The organism is Skermania sp. ID1734, assembly GCF_007489285.1.
Classification (GTDB): domain Bacteria; phylum Actinomycetota; class Actinomycetes; order Mycobacteriales; family Mycobacteriaceae; genus ID1734.
The window spans coordinates 134533-147844 of record NZ_VLIY01000008.1 but is presented as its reverse complement, the minus strand read 5'-3'; the positions used below and the strand labels follow the sequence as shown (position 1 = coordinate 147844).

15 protein-coding genes are annotated in these 13312 nt (G+C 65.5%); 8 read left to right on the top strand and 7 right to left on the bottom strand.

Going from position 1 to position 13312, the window contains the following annotated elements:
* Nucleotides 1-12: 12 nt before the first annotated feature.
* From FOS14_RS12030 to FOS14_RS12015, 4 genes are all read left to right on the top strand, one after another.
* Nucleotides 13-402, top strand: coding sequence for an STAS domain-containing protein (locus tag FOS14_RS12030; protein WP_143770808.1), 390 nt, complete (start codon nucleotides 13-15; stop codon nucleotides 400-402).
* Entirely contained in the window at nucleotides 392-802 is a 411-nt protein-coding gene (locus FOS14_RS12025) for an anti-sigma regulatory factor (protein WP_143770806.1), read from the top strand. Before FOS14_RS12030 ends, FOS14_RS12025 begins: the two co-directional genes overlap by 11 nt.
* A 79-nt stretch (nucleotides 803-881) precedes the next feature.
* Complete coding sequence (locus tag FOS14_RS12020) at nucleotides 882-1415, top strand: SpoIIE family protein phosphatase (protein ID WP_370512217.1); 534 nt, start codon at nucleotides 882-884, stop codon at nucleotides 1413-1415.
* A gap of 8 nt (nucleotides 1416-1423) precedes the next feature.
* Nucleotides 1424-3580, top strand: a complete 2157-nt coding sequence (locus FOS14_RS12015) for a SpoIIE family protein phosphatase (protein ID WP_185981738.1) — start codon at nucleotides 1424-1426, stop codon at nucleotides 3578-3580.
* Here the strand turns inward: FOS14_RS12015 and FOS14_RS12010 are convergent.
* From FOS14_RS12010 to FOS14_RS11980, 7 genes are all read right to left on the bottom strand, one after another.
* Nucleotides 3577-3954 carry an STAS domain-containing protein gene (locus FOS14_RS12010; protein ID WP_255450268.1) on the bottom strand — a complete coding sequence of 126 codons (378 nt, stop codon included), beginning with the start codon at nucleotides 3952-3954 and terminating at the stop codon, nucleotides 3577-3579. The two genes, FOS14_RS12015 and FOS14_RS12010, sit on opposite strands and share 4 nt — an antisense overlap.
* Nucleotides 3955-4073: 119 nt before the next feature.
* Nucleotides 4074-4700 (bottom strand): PAS and ANTAR domain-containing protein, encoded by a 627-nt coding sequence (locus tag FOS14_RS12005; RefSeq protein ID WP_143770798.1) that lies wholly within the window; start codon nucleotides 4698-4700, stop codon nucleotides 4074-4076.
* A gap of 104 nt (nucleotides 4701-4804) precedes the next feature.
* Entirely contained in the window at nucleotides 4805-5329 is a 525-nt protein-coding gene (locus FOS14_RS12000; protein WP_143770796.1) for a hypothetical protein, read from the bottom strand.
* A gap of 102 nt (nucleotides 5330-5431) precedes the next feature.
* A complete protein-coding gene (locus FOS14_RS11995) occupies nucleotides 5432-6571 on the bottom strand; it encodes a YbdK family carboxylate-amine ligase (RefSeq protein ID WP_143770794.1) in 1140 nt (379 codons plus the stop codon).
* The gene (locus tag FOS14_RS11990) at nucleotides 6568-7749 is read right to left on the bottom strand and encodes a zinc-dependent alcohol dehydrogenase (RefSeq protein WP_143770792.1); all 1182 of its coding nucleotides are present in this window, start codon (nucleotides 7747-7749) and stop codon (nucleotides 6568-6570) included. Before FOS14_RS11990 ends, FOS14_RS11995 begins: the two co-directional genes overlap by 4 nt.
* Before the next feature lie 35 nt (nucleotides 7750-7784).
* Nucleotides 7785-8756, bottom strand: coding sequence for a sensor histidine kinase (locus FOS14_RS11985; RefSeq protein ID WP_143770790.1), 972 nt, complete (start codon nucleotides 8754-8756; stop codon nucleotides 7785-7787).
* Nucleotides 8753-9589: an MEDS domain-containing protein gene (locus tag FOS14_RS11980; protein ID WP_221936701.1), complete on the bottom strand. Its 837-nt coding sequence runs from the start codon at nucleotides 9587-9589 to the stop codon at nucleotides 8753-8755. The genes FOS14_RS11985 and FOS14_RS11980 overlap by 4 nt, the downstream gene beginning before the upstream one ends.
* A 344-nt stretch (nucleotides 9590-9933) precedes the next feature.
* Between FOS14_RS11980 and FOS14_RS11975 the strand changes: the two genes are divergently transcribed.
* The 4 genes from FOS14_RS11975 to FOS14_RS11960 all read left to right on the top strand — a co-directional run bounded on the left by FOS14_RS11975 (nucleotide 9934) and on the right by FOS14_RS11960 (nucleotide 13308).
* Entirely contained in the window at nucleotides 9934-10383 is a 450-nt protein-coding gene (locus FOS14_RS11975; RefSeq protein WP_255450266.1) for a hypothetical protein, read from the top strand.
* Between the two features lie 41 nt (nucleotides 10384-10424).
* Nucleotides 10425-10850, top strand: coding sequence for a phage holin family protein (locus tag FOS14_RS11970; RefSeq protein WP_143770788.1), 426 nt, complete (start codon nucleotides 10425-10427; stop codon nucleotides 10848-10850).
* Nucleotides 10847-11107: a DUF3618 domain-containing protein gene (locus FOS14_RS11965; protein ID WP_143770786.1), complete on the top strand. Its 261-nt coding sequence runs from the start codon at nucleotides 10847-10849 to the stop codon at nucleotides 11105-11107. The genes FOS14_RS11970 and FOS14_RS11965 overlap by 4 nt, the downstream gene beginning before the upstream one ends.
* An 86-nt stretch (nucleotides 11108-11193) precedes the next feature.
* On the top strand, nucleotides 11194-13308 hold the full coding sequence (locus FOS14_RS11960; RefSeq protein ID WP_143770784.1) for a catalase: 2115 nt from the start codon (nucleotides 11194-11196) through the stop codon (nucleotides 13306-13308).
* Nucleotides 13309-13312: the final 4 nt, after the last annotated feature.

The following is a 13312-nucleotide window of genomic DNA, read 5'->3' as shown; positions in this document are numbered from 1 at the left end:
TGGGTGCCCACGGTGCCCGTACCTATCCTCAAGCAGGGCAGCTACCTGATTGCGAGCGTGCAGTCCGCGCTCACCGACGCGGACACCGAACAGCTCCAGCGCGACCTCATGGATCGCGTGAGTCGCTATCGCGCACAAGGGATCATCGTCGACGTCACCGCCATCGACGTGATGGACTCGTTCGCCGCCCGGTCGCTGCGAACCATTGCGCACATGACGAGGCTGCGCGGCGCGGAGACGGTGATCGTCGGCCTACAGCCGGAGGTCGCTTTCTCGATGGTGCAGTTGGGACTGACATTCGCCGACATGCATACCTCCCTCGACCTCGAGGAGGGCCTGGCGCTCCTGGACCGCCGGTTGGCTTCCCGACGACCGACGATCGGACGCGACGGTGCCCGCTGACCGAACGATCGACGTCAACGATCCCGGTGACATCGTCACCGCCCGGCAGGCGGGTCGGGATCTGGCTGCGGAGGTCGGCTTCTCCATCACCGACGTGACCATGATCGCGACAGCCATCTCGGAGGTGGCGCGCAACATCACCAGCTACGCCGGCAAGGGCCAGATCCGACTGCTCGTCGGAATGCGAGACCACCGCGCCGCGCTCGTCGTAGAAGCAGCCGACGACGGTCCCGGGATCGCCGACGTGGACAAGGCGATGGAGGACGGCTATTCGAGCGGCGCCGGACTTGGACTGGGATTGCCCGGCGCGCAACGACTGATGGATCGATTGGAAGTTCAGTCTGCGCCCGGTCAGGGTACCCGCGTCGAGATGTGGAAGTGGATCCCTGTCGATGCGTGACCGAGGACGGCTGGGGCCGCTCGAATGGGCAACGGCAGGAAGACCTTTCCCTGGAGAGGAGGCTTGTGGCGATCGTGCAGTGGTCATCGACTCGGGCGCCGGGACGGGATTGCTCGCGGTGATAGACGGTCTCGGACACGGTCCGGCCGCGGCGGTGGCCGCGGACCTGGCGGCCGAGACCATCGCCGACAACCGCGGGGAGCCCCTTGCTGCACTCATGCTGCTGTGCCACCAGTCGCTCACCGAAACACGTGGCGCGGCAATAACGCTCGCAGCCTATGCGGACGGTGCGGTGCAGTGGGCGGGGGTGGGCAACGTGACCGCCACGCTCGTGGCATCCACCGCGAACGGTTCCCGCAGCGTCTCGTCGGCACCGCTGTCGAGCGGCGTGGTCGGATACCTGTATCCGCAGACACTGCAGCAGATGACGCTGCCGATGCACACCGGTGATCTGCTGGTACTGGTCAGCGACGGGATCGTCGGCGACTACCTCGATCAGGTCGACCTGGCGAAACCGGCCGAGGTCATCGCCGCGGAAATTCTGCGGCGCTGCGCCAAACCAACCGATGACGCCATGGTGCTCACCGCCCGTCACCGGGGTGCTGTGGTGTGAATGGGGCCGTGCAGCACTTCGAAGCCGCCTACGCCGCGGCTCTACAGGCACACGTGCGGGCCGCATCGGAGACCAGTCTCGAGGCCGGATACGAGATCGGTCGCAGCGCCCTCGTCGACGGCGTCAGCATCCTCAAGGTCGTCGAATTTCACGCCGGACTCCTCACCGAACTGCGCACCACCGACGCGCACTCCGACGTAGATGCTCGCGCGCTCGAGTTCCTGCTACAGACCCTCGCGGCACTCGACGTCGCCACCCGTGGTTACCTCGACGGAACCCGCCGCTACGCCCAGCAACGCGCCCGGGCCGACGAGCTCGAGGAGGCCAACGCGTTTCGGCGCGCGCTCGTCGAGTCGTTGCAGGACGGCTTTTTTGTCGCGGACGCGGACGGCACGATCATCGAGGCCAACCAGGCGCTTGCCGACATGCTCGGCACCGACGTCACCGCGCTCGCGCAGCCGTGGCCCTATTCGTGGGTCGCCTCCAGAAAGGCCACGCCGCCGATCGAACTGCCGGAATTTCTGCGGGCCGACGGCGGACGCACGACACTGCGAGCTCGTCGGACGGACAAGGCGGCGGTCTGGTTGGCCATCAGCTCCCGCCGAATTACCGCCCCGCACGCTCGCGCACCGTTGTTCGTCGGCACCGTGCGCGACGTCACGCTCGATTATGCCGCCGCCGACCTGGCGCGCCGGCTTGCTCGAACATCGACGGTCAGCGAGGTCGTCACTGCCGGGCTTGCCGGATTGAGTTCGGCTGCTGGAGCGCAGCGCGCGGCGGTGGCGCTGTGGGACCCACCAGACCCGCACGCCAAGGTCTTCCGCACGGACATCGAGTCCGACTGGGACGGATTACCCGAACCCGTTCGTGAGGCCCTGGCCCGCTGTCGAACCGATCGCACGGGCGCAGACATCATCGACGCCGGGCGCGGTTCCGTCGCAGCGCCGCTTGGTGCCGAGGGCATGGCGGCCGTCTGGCTGGACTTTCGACATCGGCCACTGCCCACGCCGGCGTTGCTCACCACCCTGCTCGGGCAGTACCACAGCGCGTTGCAGCGTGCCCGCGACTATGACCAGGCCAGATTGACCTCGCTGACGTTGCAGCGGGCGATCCTCGGCGCGATCAGTCTGCCGCCGGGGTTCGCCGTCCTCTACGAACCGTCGGTGGCGCCGCTGGAAATCGGCGGTGACTGGTATGACGCGCTGCCGCTCGCCGACGGACGTATCGGGGTGATCATCGGCGACTGCGTCGGCCGAGGGCTGGCGGCCGCGGCCGTGATGGGTCAGTTGCGCAGCGCCGCGCGCGCCCTGTTTCTGTGCGGGCTCGAGCCCGGGGCATTGCTCGACAACCTTGACCAGGTCGCGCGCCTCATCGAGGGCGCCGCCTGCACCACGGTGTTCGCCGCGCTCATCGACCCTGCCGCCGGCACCCTGACCTTCAGCAATGCCGGTCATCCGCCGCCGCTGCTGGCCACGATCTCCGACCACGTGTCGCTACTGGAGTCCGCCCGGGCAGTGCCGCTGGCGTCGTTCGACTGCGAGCGCCGGCCGCAACAGACGATCGCCCTCGACCCCGCCGCTACGTTGGTGCTGTACACCGATGGTCTGGTGGAGCGCAAGGGCGCCTCGATCGACGACGGCATTCATGCCGTCGTCGAACTGCTGCACGGCGCTTCTCGTCACTCGGCTCAATACTTGGTAGACACCATTATTCGGGAGGTGCGCCCGGACGCCGGTTATGACGACGACGTGGCGATGCTCGTGTACCGTCAGGCGCCTGCACCGCTGGTCATCTCGCGCCGCGCGACTGCTGGCTGCCTGTCCGACGTGCGACACCAGGTGGGCGCGTGGCTGCGCACCGCGGCGGTGCCGGATGAGCGGATCTACGACATAGTGCTCGCGGTCGACGAGGCGCTCACCAACTGCATCGAACACGCCTACCACGACAGCATCACCGAATCGCTGCACGTGCGCGGCACCGCCGCCTCCGGCCGCATCCAGATCGAGGTCACCGATACCGGTCGGTGGAAGACGCAAACCGACACCACCATCCGGGGCCGCGGCTTGGCCTTGATCCGGGCGCTCGCCAACACGGCCGAGGTCGCCTCCGATGACACCGGAACGAGCGTCACGCTGACCTTCGACGTTGCGGCGGTCGCCAGTTAGCTCCCCGGCGCGGGATCCGGTTGCGCATGCGGGCGCCCTGCGAGCGCGGCATCCAGCGTCTGGTAGATCGGGATGATGTCGGCAAACCCGACGAGGGTCAGTGGGCGCGCTGTCGCCGGACCGTCCGCAACCACGCTGAGCGGACGTTCCGGGCCGAGTTTGTGATATGCCCCGGTGAGCACACTCATCCCGGCCGAAGCCAGAGAGTCGACGTCAGTGAGGTCAACGATGACGTCGCGCGGGTTCTCGCTGATCACCGAATCGAGCAGACTTTCCAGCTCCGGCGCGGTAACCAAATCGACGGAGCCGGTGACAGTCACCACCACGCGACGTTCATTCCAGCGTGCGGCGACCGAGATCGAGTCGTCGTTCACCAAATTCGTTCCTTCCGGCTCTCCACGCCCCCGCCAGCTACGCGACAAATCCAACACGTTTGTCAACTGCACCATCGTTGCACACTGCACGAGTGGTTGCCGAGGGGTCTCCGCACGACTCAGGTAGCCGCCTGGCCGATGCGCTCGTGGGCAGTGAGGAAGAGGTGGTCGACCTGGGTTCGGAAGGTGTCCGGCGCCTGCACGCCGTGAATGACATCGGTAAGGAACTGGGCGGCGAGGTCGCGGAGTTTCACGTTGGTCTGCTGCGAACGCCAGACCAGGATGTCGAACGCCGTTTCGGCCGGCACCGCATAGGCCAGCATCAGCACGCCCTTGGCCTGCTCGATCACCGCCCGGTGTTCGGCGATTCCAGCGATGGTGTTGTCCAGAACGGTGCGGACTTCGCGCTCGAGCGTGTCGGTGATGTCGATATAGAAGCCGGCAGTGCCGAGGAAATCGCCGTTGTCGTCGACGAGGCGGTCCGCAACGACGATCACCTGGTGTTCGTTTCCGTGCGTATCGATGATGCGGTGCCGGCTGCTGAACGGCTGCCCGTGCTTGACGACGTTATCGATGAGCGCCGCAACACCAGCGGCATCCTCGGGGTGCTTGTGCGACATCACCAGGTCCGTCGTCGGGTTTACCGTCCCCGGCTCGTAGCCATGCATACGTTCGACCGTCGGCGACCATTCCCACCGCTGCTGCGCCGCGTAGAACCGAAAACTACCGACACGCTGCGCCGTCATCGAGCGACCTCCCCGTTGTCCCACTACTGGGCCGGCCGTATCTGCGTGCACGTCAACAGCTTTCCATATTCGGTTCTCGACTTGGGCCACAGGCCGATCGACACTCATCCGGTTACCGACAGGGTTCCCACAAACGGTAGCGGCGCGATATTCGGCTCGCAGCCGTTGAAGGCCTGGATCGGCAACGGACCGATCAGTCCGGCGTGGGCGGGCTGACCGTTGGCGGCCTGGGTGACCGTCCACATCACCGCCGTCGTGTTCTGCAGGACAGGCGCAAGGAAGGTCGGCGTCACGGCTGTCACCGGATAGATGAACCCCGCGGTGTTGCCGTGGACGGACAGGCAGGTCATCGGGCCGGCGAAAGTCATCGGCAACGGCATGCTGCCCAGCTCGCCGGTGGCCAGGAATGTGCCGGTTGTGGTGCCGTTCGCGGCTTTGGTCGCCTGAGCGACAACGTGCAGGATGTTTCCGCCGGCGAGCTGGACGTCGCCGTTCATGTTGACGCTCTGCGGGGCGGGATCGGCAGCAGCGGAGGCCACGACCCCGAGTCCCGCTGTCGTGAGCGCGGTAGTGGCGGTGAGCGCCACCGCGGCGAGAGCCCTGCCGAACGTTGCGGTCACACCATTCATCACGCGCCTCCAAAAACGCCCAGATAATTCGGAGCTAATAGCCGTTCCAGCGAATTTGAAACCTCCCTCCCGCACGTCTGACGCTGATCACGAATGAATGGCTCAATTTCCGCATCGTTCTGCGACCATCTGTTCGGTCTCAACCACTGGTTCGGGCGCCGCGAGCGCAAAGCGGTCCAGCACGGCATCGATCCCCGCACAGCGCTGGCGGTACGCGCCGTTTCCCTCGCGCAGTACGGCGTCGAGCAGCGCCCGCGCCAGATCCAGATCACCGAGCTCGTCGAGGTCGGGCGCAATCGCGGCAAACATCGTCTCGACCAGGGTCCGAGCCGGTACCTGGATCTCGTTGATCGGATCGATGGCCGGCCCGTCGAGGCCGTACCGCGCCGCAGACCAGACCGCGGCCGCGCCGATCTGATTGTCGATGACCGGGCCCTCGATCCCGGCCGCCAAATCGCGTAGCGCCGAGCCGACCAGGCCACGAACGAGAACGGCCTGCAGCAGCGCGTCCGCGACACGCAGGCCGACGTCGGCGGCGCGCACCTCCACGGTGGTGAAGACTTGCGACGGCCGCGCCAGCCACACGCTCATCCGTTCGTCGGCCAGAATTCCGCATTCGACCAGCCGGCCGACGCGCTCTCGGTAGTCCGCGGCGGAGGCCAAGTACGGCGGAATCCCGAAGCCGGGGAACTTGGACTGCTCCACCACCCGCCAACTCGCGTAGCCGGTATCGAGGCCGTGCTGGAACGGGCTGTTGGCACTGAGCGCAATCAACGACGGCAACCATGGCCGCAGATGGTTGACCACGGCCACGGCGGTGTCGAGATCGACAACGCCCACGTGCACATGACAACCGCACGCGCAGTAGTCGCCGACCGCGCCGGCATAGAGCTGGCGGATGCGCGCGTGGCGGTCCGGTCCTGGTGCCCGCGGCGCGGGGGCCTGCTGCATCGCTGGCCCGACAGGCATGCCGGCCGGCACCACACGACATCCTTCGGCCGCCGCCGCGGCCGCCAATTCGCTTCGTGCAGTGGTTAGATCGGCGCGCAAGGCCTCGACGTCGGTGCGCACCGGGGTGACCGATTCGACCTGGGCGGTATGCAGTTCGGGCTTGAAAATGCCTACGGAACCGACCAGTCGTCGCAACACCGCGGTGCGACGCGGAGCCAGTCGGCCCGCCGCATCGACGAGCGCGAACTCCTCTTCCACACCGACCGTCCGGCCCGAACCTGTCAGCGTCACGGGCGAAGCACCACTTTGACGGCTCCGTCGAGCTTCTTCTGAAATATCTCGTAACCCAGCGGCGCCTTCTCGAGCGGCAGGCTGTGAGTGGCAAAGCTGTCCACGCCGAGCGGATCGTCGTCGGTGAGCAACGGCATGATGTCGTCGACCCACTTCTTGACGTTGGCCTGACCGAGTCGTAGCTGAATCTGCTTGTCGAACAAGGTCAGCATGGGCAGCGGGTCCGCTGCACCGCCGTACACGCCGATGAGCGAGATGGTCCCGCCGCGCCGCACAATATCGATTGCCGCATACAGCGCCGCCAGTCGGTCGACGCCGAAATGCTCGGTCATGGGCTTGCCGATAACATCCGGCATGATAGAGGAAAGCTGTTGTGCTGCTTTGGCTATCGGCGATCCGTGGGCCTCCATGCCGACCGCGTCGATCACGGAGTCGGTGCCACGGCCATCGGTGGCATCGCGGATGACGTCACCGATGTCGTCGCGGTGCTCATCGATGTTCAGTGTTTCGATGCCGCGCGCCTGCGCGCGGGAAAGGCGTTCAGGAACCCGGTCCACCCCGATCACCCGATATCCAAGATGCGCGGCGATGCGCGCAGACATGTCGCCGATCGGACCGAGCCCCAGCACGGTGACCGAACCGCCGTCCGGAATATCGGCGTAGGCCACCGCCTGCCACGCGGTCGGCAACACATCGGACAGGTAGACAAATCGCGAATCAGGCGGTCCCTCTGGCACTTTGATGTGGGTGAACTGCGCCTGCGGGACGCGCAGCAGCTCGGCTTGCGCGCCGGGGACGGCCCCGTACAACTGGGAGTATCCGAACAACGCGGCGCCCGTGCCCTGATCGCGCACCTGCGTCGTCTCACACTGGGTGTAGAGCTGACGGTCGCACATGTAGCAGTGCCCACACGAGATTTGGAACGGAATCACCACCCGATCGCCGGGCGCGAGATTGTCGACCTCCGCACCGACTTCACGAACTATTCCGATCGGCTCATGACCGAGCACGTCACCGGGCGTCATGAACGCGCCCAGAATCTCGTACAGATGCAGATCCGAACCGCAAATGTTGGTTGTCGTCACTTCGATGATCGCGTCGGTCGGTTCTTCGATTTTCGGATCGGGCACCGTCTCGACCCGGACGTCGCGCTTGCCCTGCCACGTTGCTGCTCTCATGACCCGGGCTGTACCCACGAGCCACTCACTCACGCCTACGGTTCCAGGTAAAAGTCCGGACCGACCGGCAGTTGATCGCGCGTGCTCGATGGTCCGAAGAACGCATTGACGGTCGTCCCGCCTGCCGTCACGTGAATGCGGACCAGGTCGGCAAGTTGATGAACAAGCCGCAGACCGGTCGGCTGCTCGGCTGGCAGATAACCGGTGAGCAACCTCGGCAAGTGCCCGGAATCCGCAGTGGCACAAACGAGTTGCTCGCCAGCACGCCACATGCGAAGCTCGCACGAGCCGTTGGTGTGCATCAGGCTGTTGGTCACCAATTCGTTGACGACCAGCAAAACGTCGTCGAAACGGTCGGCGCCCACACCGAGCTCCCCGGCCGTTTGCGCGGCAAACCGCCGGGCCGAGCCCAAGTCCAGCACGGACGCAATGACGAGCGTGCGTGCATGCGGCGGAACCGAAATCGGCTGATTCGACCGTTCCAAGACGTCAACCGGCGCATATTCTCTGCTGACCGCCCCGCCCCACAGCAGCGGATGGGTCGCGCGTGCATCGGCCAACACCGAGTCATCGAGCCGGACAGTGTCATACGGGCAGACGATGCTGACGCCCCGCCCCGCGAACGCCTCATTGATCAGTGCCTCGTGCCGCACGCAGGCCTCGTACTCGGCGTCGCTTCGACCCGCCCAAATTGGCTCACCGACGTAGCGCACGGTCCGCTCCGGATGGCTCTGGCCGAAGTCACCGACAATTTCGTCGATCAGGCCGATGATGCGGCCGGGATTTCGGCCGAAGTGAGTCATGTCGAGCATCCGTACGTCGAACGCAAGGTCGCCGAGCGCGAGGGTGAGCAGTTCCAAGTTTCGGGCCGGCACCGCGACGGCCACCGGTTCGCCCCGGCTGACACCCTCACCGATGAACGGCAGGAGGCTCGTGACGTAGTCCTCGTCCGAACCGTAGAACATCGCGTAATGCGTCGACCCCTGCTGTTGATCTCCCGCGCTCATGTGTGCGCCCGCACGTTCTGCAGACGCAGAATTTGCGCCATCCGCACCACCAACGGTGACGCACTGGTCAGCAACACGCCAACGTTACGTTGCGCCGCATAGGAATCCAGTGCGGCGAGGCTGCGGTGGTCGACAAACCTCAGACCCGCCGCATCGAACCGCAGCCAGCCGTCAACCGGTCGTAGCTGCGCCCGTTCCAAGGCGCGCGGCCACAGCTGCGCCGTGGCCATGTCGAGCTCACCGGATACGGCCGCCGTGTGCGGCGGACCGGTGGCGTGCAGGCGGAACTGCGTACCGTCGTTGGACACCGGGTGCAGACAGGCGAGTTGGGCCACCGCGTCGTGCCCCAGTTCAGCCACGTTGTACGCACACAACGCCGAGAACGGGTGATCCACCATGTATTCGTCGACCAGGTACTCGTAGCGGACGAACGCATCCAGGCGTTCCGGAGTGTCGACAAGTCCCGTGGCTTCCGCGGCGATTCGCAGACCCTTGTATCCGGCGGCCTGCGCACGATTGGTCGCCTCCGCATACTCCGTGACTTGCCGGCGCGGGTCGGACAACTCGTGGTTGCCGTACATGCCGTCGAGGGAGACGACCCTCGCCGCACCGGTGTCCAGCGCGCGCCGGAGGCGGCCCGACGAGGAGAGGGCCGCGGTGAGTTCCTCGGTGGTGCCCGGAGCGACGTAGCAGACCTGCAGGCCGGCATCGAGACCATCGGCGAGAAATTCGACAGCCCCCGCGACGAACTCCTCGGGGTGCTCGTACCCCCAGCAAATATGGTCGTGCACGCCGAACCCTGATAGAGCCGACGCCACCCCTGATCGTCGCACGCCATCCAGAATATATCGATGAGCGCGGTCTGTGGGGGCTCGCACCGTAACCGCCTACCCCCGAACGGGCAACCCAAACCACGCGAAAGATGGCAACTACCGGTGCACCGGTTGCGTCCGCAGCCGGATGGGTACCCGAAAGAAATGACACAGCCACCGCTACCTCCGGATCCGTTGCCGCCGGACCCAGCACCCCCGGGCCCGGTGCCGACGCCCGGGCCACCGAACCCGGTTCCTGAGCCGCCAAGACCCAACCCGGATCCGCGCCCCCCAAACCCGCATCCGAACCCGGTCCCCGATCCGATGCCCGAGCCGCGCCAGATCCCACCAGGATTGGAACGGACATGACTCGCGAAAGCGACCGCTCAGCGTGGTCGCGCAGTATCGAGGACGACGAACTCGCAGATAAGCCACGCGAATCGCGGGCGATGCGTTCGCGGAACGACGTCGAGAAGAGCTGGCACGACCGCGGTTCGTTTCGGCATGCGGTTGCTTTCACTTTCGCCGACATCGCCGCGGCGCTTATCGCTCTTATCGCCGCGCTGATTTGGGCAAGTAACCGGGCGGCCTGTGCGCAGGCCGACTCCGTGCTCTGCGACGGCAGCGCCCGTACGGTTGTGCTGTTCCTGCCGGCGTTGGTGCTGCTCATTGGCGGATTGATCGCCTTCGGCAAGACCTATCTGGTGTGGCGCAACGGTGGCGCATGGCCGATCTGGCAAGGCGCCGGCTGGGTGATGTTCGTGTGCCTACTGCTGTTCCTCGGTGTCGGTGGCGGGGTGCTCGCGCAGCGGTAATGATCGCGTTTGGCAGCACTTCCATCGGGTAGCACCGTTTTATGGCGCAACACTTATCCGATCACTCAGCGCCCGAGTCCGATCTCGACCAGCTGTCGACAGTGCAGTTGATGGACCGGCTGACCACGCAGGTCTCCACGTTGGTGCGCACAGAACTCAGCCAGGCCGTCAGCGAGCTGAAATCCAAAGGAACCACCATCGGGATCGGCGTCGGGCTTTCCGGTGCGGGCGCGATCCTTGCCCTCTTCGGGCTCGGCGCCCTCATCGCGACCGTGATTCTGGCTATCGCGATCGCGCTGCCCGCATGGCTGTCCGCCCTGATCGTGGGCGTGGCGATCCTGGCGCTGGCCGCAGTGCTCGCCGTGGTCGGCGCCGGTCGGGCGCGCAGCGCATCACCACCGACTCCGGACGCCACCATGGCCAGCGTCCGCGCCGATGTCGATGCCGTGCAGGAGGGTCTGCGATGACCAGCCATCGACTCAATGAGCCCGCCGATGCAGACACGACGCCCGACTTGAAGCAACAACGCGAAGAGATAGCGGCAACGGTCCAAGCACTGGCAGCCAAGGCAGACGTGAAAGGCCGAGTGAAGACGGCGACCGCGACCAAAGCCGAGCAGTTGCAGCACAACCGCGCGGCCGTTGCCGGTGCCGCGGTGGGATTCTTCGCGTTATTCGCGATCGTTTTCCAGCTTCGCCGGTCACGGCGCAAGGGCAAGGAATGAGTCTGCAGCGACCGACCTGACCGTTTAGCCCGACTTTGCGCGGGTACTCGCCCGGGCGCCTAGGTCGGGAAACGAAAGGAACGTATATGCCTGACGACGGCCACGATCCCAAGCAGCGCCAACTCGACGAGGTGCGGTTCGACCGTGACGAGGGATACCTGACCACCCAGCAGGGCGTTCGAGTCGATCACACCGACGATTCGCTGACGGTGGGCGAACGGGGACCGACTCTGCTCGAAGACTTCCACGCCCGCGAAAAGCTCACCCACTTCGATCACGAGCGCATTCCCGAACGGGTGGTGCACGCCCGCGGCGCCGGAGCCTACGGATACTTCGAACCCTACGGTGACGATCTGGCCAGTGTGACGGCGGCGAAGTTCCTCACCACGCCGGGCCTGAAAACCCCGGTCTTCGTGCGTTTTTCCACGGTGGCCGGATCGCGCGGATCGGCCGATACGGTACGTGACGTCCGCGGCTTCGCCACAAAGTTCTATACCGAGCAAGGCAATTACGACCTGGTCGGCAACAACATGCCGGTCTTCTTCATCCAGGACGGCATCAAGTTCCCCGACTTCGTGCACGCGGTGAAGCCGGAACCGCACAACGAGATCCCGCAGGCTGCCTCCGCCCATGACACTCTGTGGGATTTCGTTGCGCTGCAGCCGGAAACGCTGCACGCAATTATGTGGCTGATGTCGGACCGCGCGCTGCCGCGCAGCTTCCGGATGATGCAGGGGTTCGGCGTACACACGTTCCGCTTCGTCAACAATCAGGGCGAGGGCACGTTTGTGAAGTTCCACTGGAAGCCGAAACTCGGCGTGCACTCGCTGCTGTGGGAGGAATGTCAGCGCATCGCCGGGGCTGATCCGGACTTCAACCGCCGCGACCTGTGGGACGCGATCGAGAACGGTGATTACCCGGAATGGGAACTCGGCGTTCAACTCGTGCCCACCGACCGCGAGTTCGACTTCGATTTCGACTTGCTCGACGCCACCAAAATCATTCCCGAAGAAGAGGTCCCGGTACAGCCGGTCGGCAAGATGGTGCTCAATCGCAACCCGGACAATTTCTTCGCCGAGACCGAGCAGGTAGCGTTCTGCACTGCCAACGTCGTGCCCGGGATCGACTTCACCAACGACCCCTTGCTGCAGTTCCGCAATTTCTCCTACCTCGACACTCAGCTGATCCGGCTCGGCGGCCCGAACTTCGCGCACTTGCCCATCAATCGGCCGGTCGCCGACGTCCGCAACAACCAGCAGGACGGCTACAGCCAGCACCGGATTCCGCGGGGCCGCACGGCCTACTACAAGAACACCCTCGGCTCCGGTTGCCCGGCTATCGCGGATTCGGACGTGTTCTCGCACTACACCGAAAAGGTCGACGGGCATTTGATCCGCAAGCGCAGCGAGAGCTTCCAGAACTTCTACAGCCAGCCGGCGCTGTTCTGGCACAGCATGTCGGAGCCGGAAGCCGAACACATCGTGTCGGCCTTCGCCTTCGAACTGGGGAAAGTGGAGACGATCGCCATCCGGGAAGCCGTGCTCGCGCAGATCAACAAGATCGATCATGGACTCGCGGAGCGTGTCGGCGCATTGCTCGGCATCTCGGCGCCCGCGGCGGAGCCGACGCCGGACGCATCGCGTAAGTCCCCGGCCCTATCCCAACTGAACATGGCACCCGACGACATCTCGACGCGCAAGATCGCCGTGATCGCCGCGGACGGCGTCGACGTCGAGGGGGTCGAGTTGCTGCGTTCGGCACTTACCGATCGCGGCGCCTTGGTGGAGGTGATCGCGCCGCACGGCGGCACGCTGACCGGCGGATCGGGTGGTGACCTCGAGGTCGACCGGGTCTTTCCGACGATGAACTCGGTTCTCTACGACGCAGTCGTAGCGCCGTGTGGTCCAGATTCGGTGCAAACGTTGTCGGGCAACGGTTTTGCGCTGCACTTCATCGCCGAGGCCTTCCGGCACAACAAACCCGTCGTGGGGTTCGGTTCTGGGGTGCGGCTGTTGCGCAGCGCCGGCATCGCGGTCACGCTGCCCGACGACGCGGGACCGACCGATGTCAGCAACGCCGACGGTCTCATCGTGACCAAGGCCGCTCGCACCGACATAACAACGGCGTTCATCGATGCCTTCGTCGCGGCACTCGCCGCGCACCGGGCCTGGTCTCGACAAACCGATGCGGTTGTAGCGTAAGGCG

Bases quoted from the DNA above. Each gene is read 5' to 3' on its own strand.
- FOS14_RS12005 (WP_143770798.1), bottom strand. From the start codon at position 4,700: ATGACGGCGCAGCGTGTCGGTAGTTTTCGGTTCTACGCGGCGCAGCAG.
- FOS14_RS12000 (WP_143770796.1), bottom strand. From the start codon at position 5,329: ATGAATGGTGTGACCGCAACGTTCGGCAGGGCTCTCGCCGCGGTGGCG.
- FOS14_RS11990 (WP_143770792.1), bottom strand. From the start codon at position 7,749: ATGAGAGCAGCAACGTGGCAGGGCAAGCGCGACGTCCGGGTCGAGACG.
- FOS14_RS11985 (WP_143770790.1), bottom strand. From the start codon at position 8,756: ATGAGCGCGGGAGATCAACAGCAGGGGTCGACGCATTACGCGATGTTC.
- FOS14_RS11975 (WP_255450266.1), top strand. From the start codon at position 9,934: ATGACTCGCGAAAGCGACCGCTCAGCGTGGTCGCGCAGTATCGAGGAC.
- FOS14_RS11970 (WP_143770788.1), top strand. From the start codon at position 10,425: ATGGCGCAACACTTATCCGATCACTCAGCGCCCGAGTCCGATCTCGAC.
- FOS14_RS11965 (WP_143770786.1), top strand. From the start codon at position 10,847: ATGACCAGCCATCGACTCAATGAGCCCGCCGATGCAGACACGACGCCC.
- FOS14_RS11960 (WP_143770784.1), top strand. From the start codon at position 11,194: ATGCCTGACGACGGCCACGATCCCAAGCAGCGCCAACTCGACGAGGTG.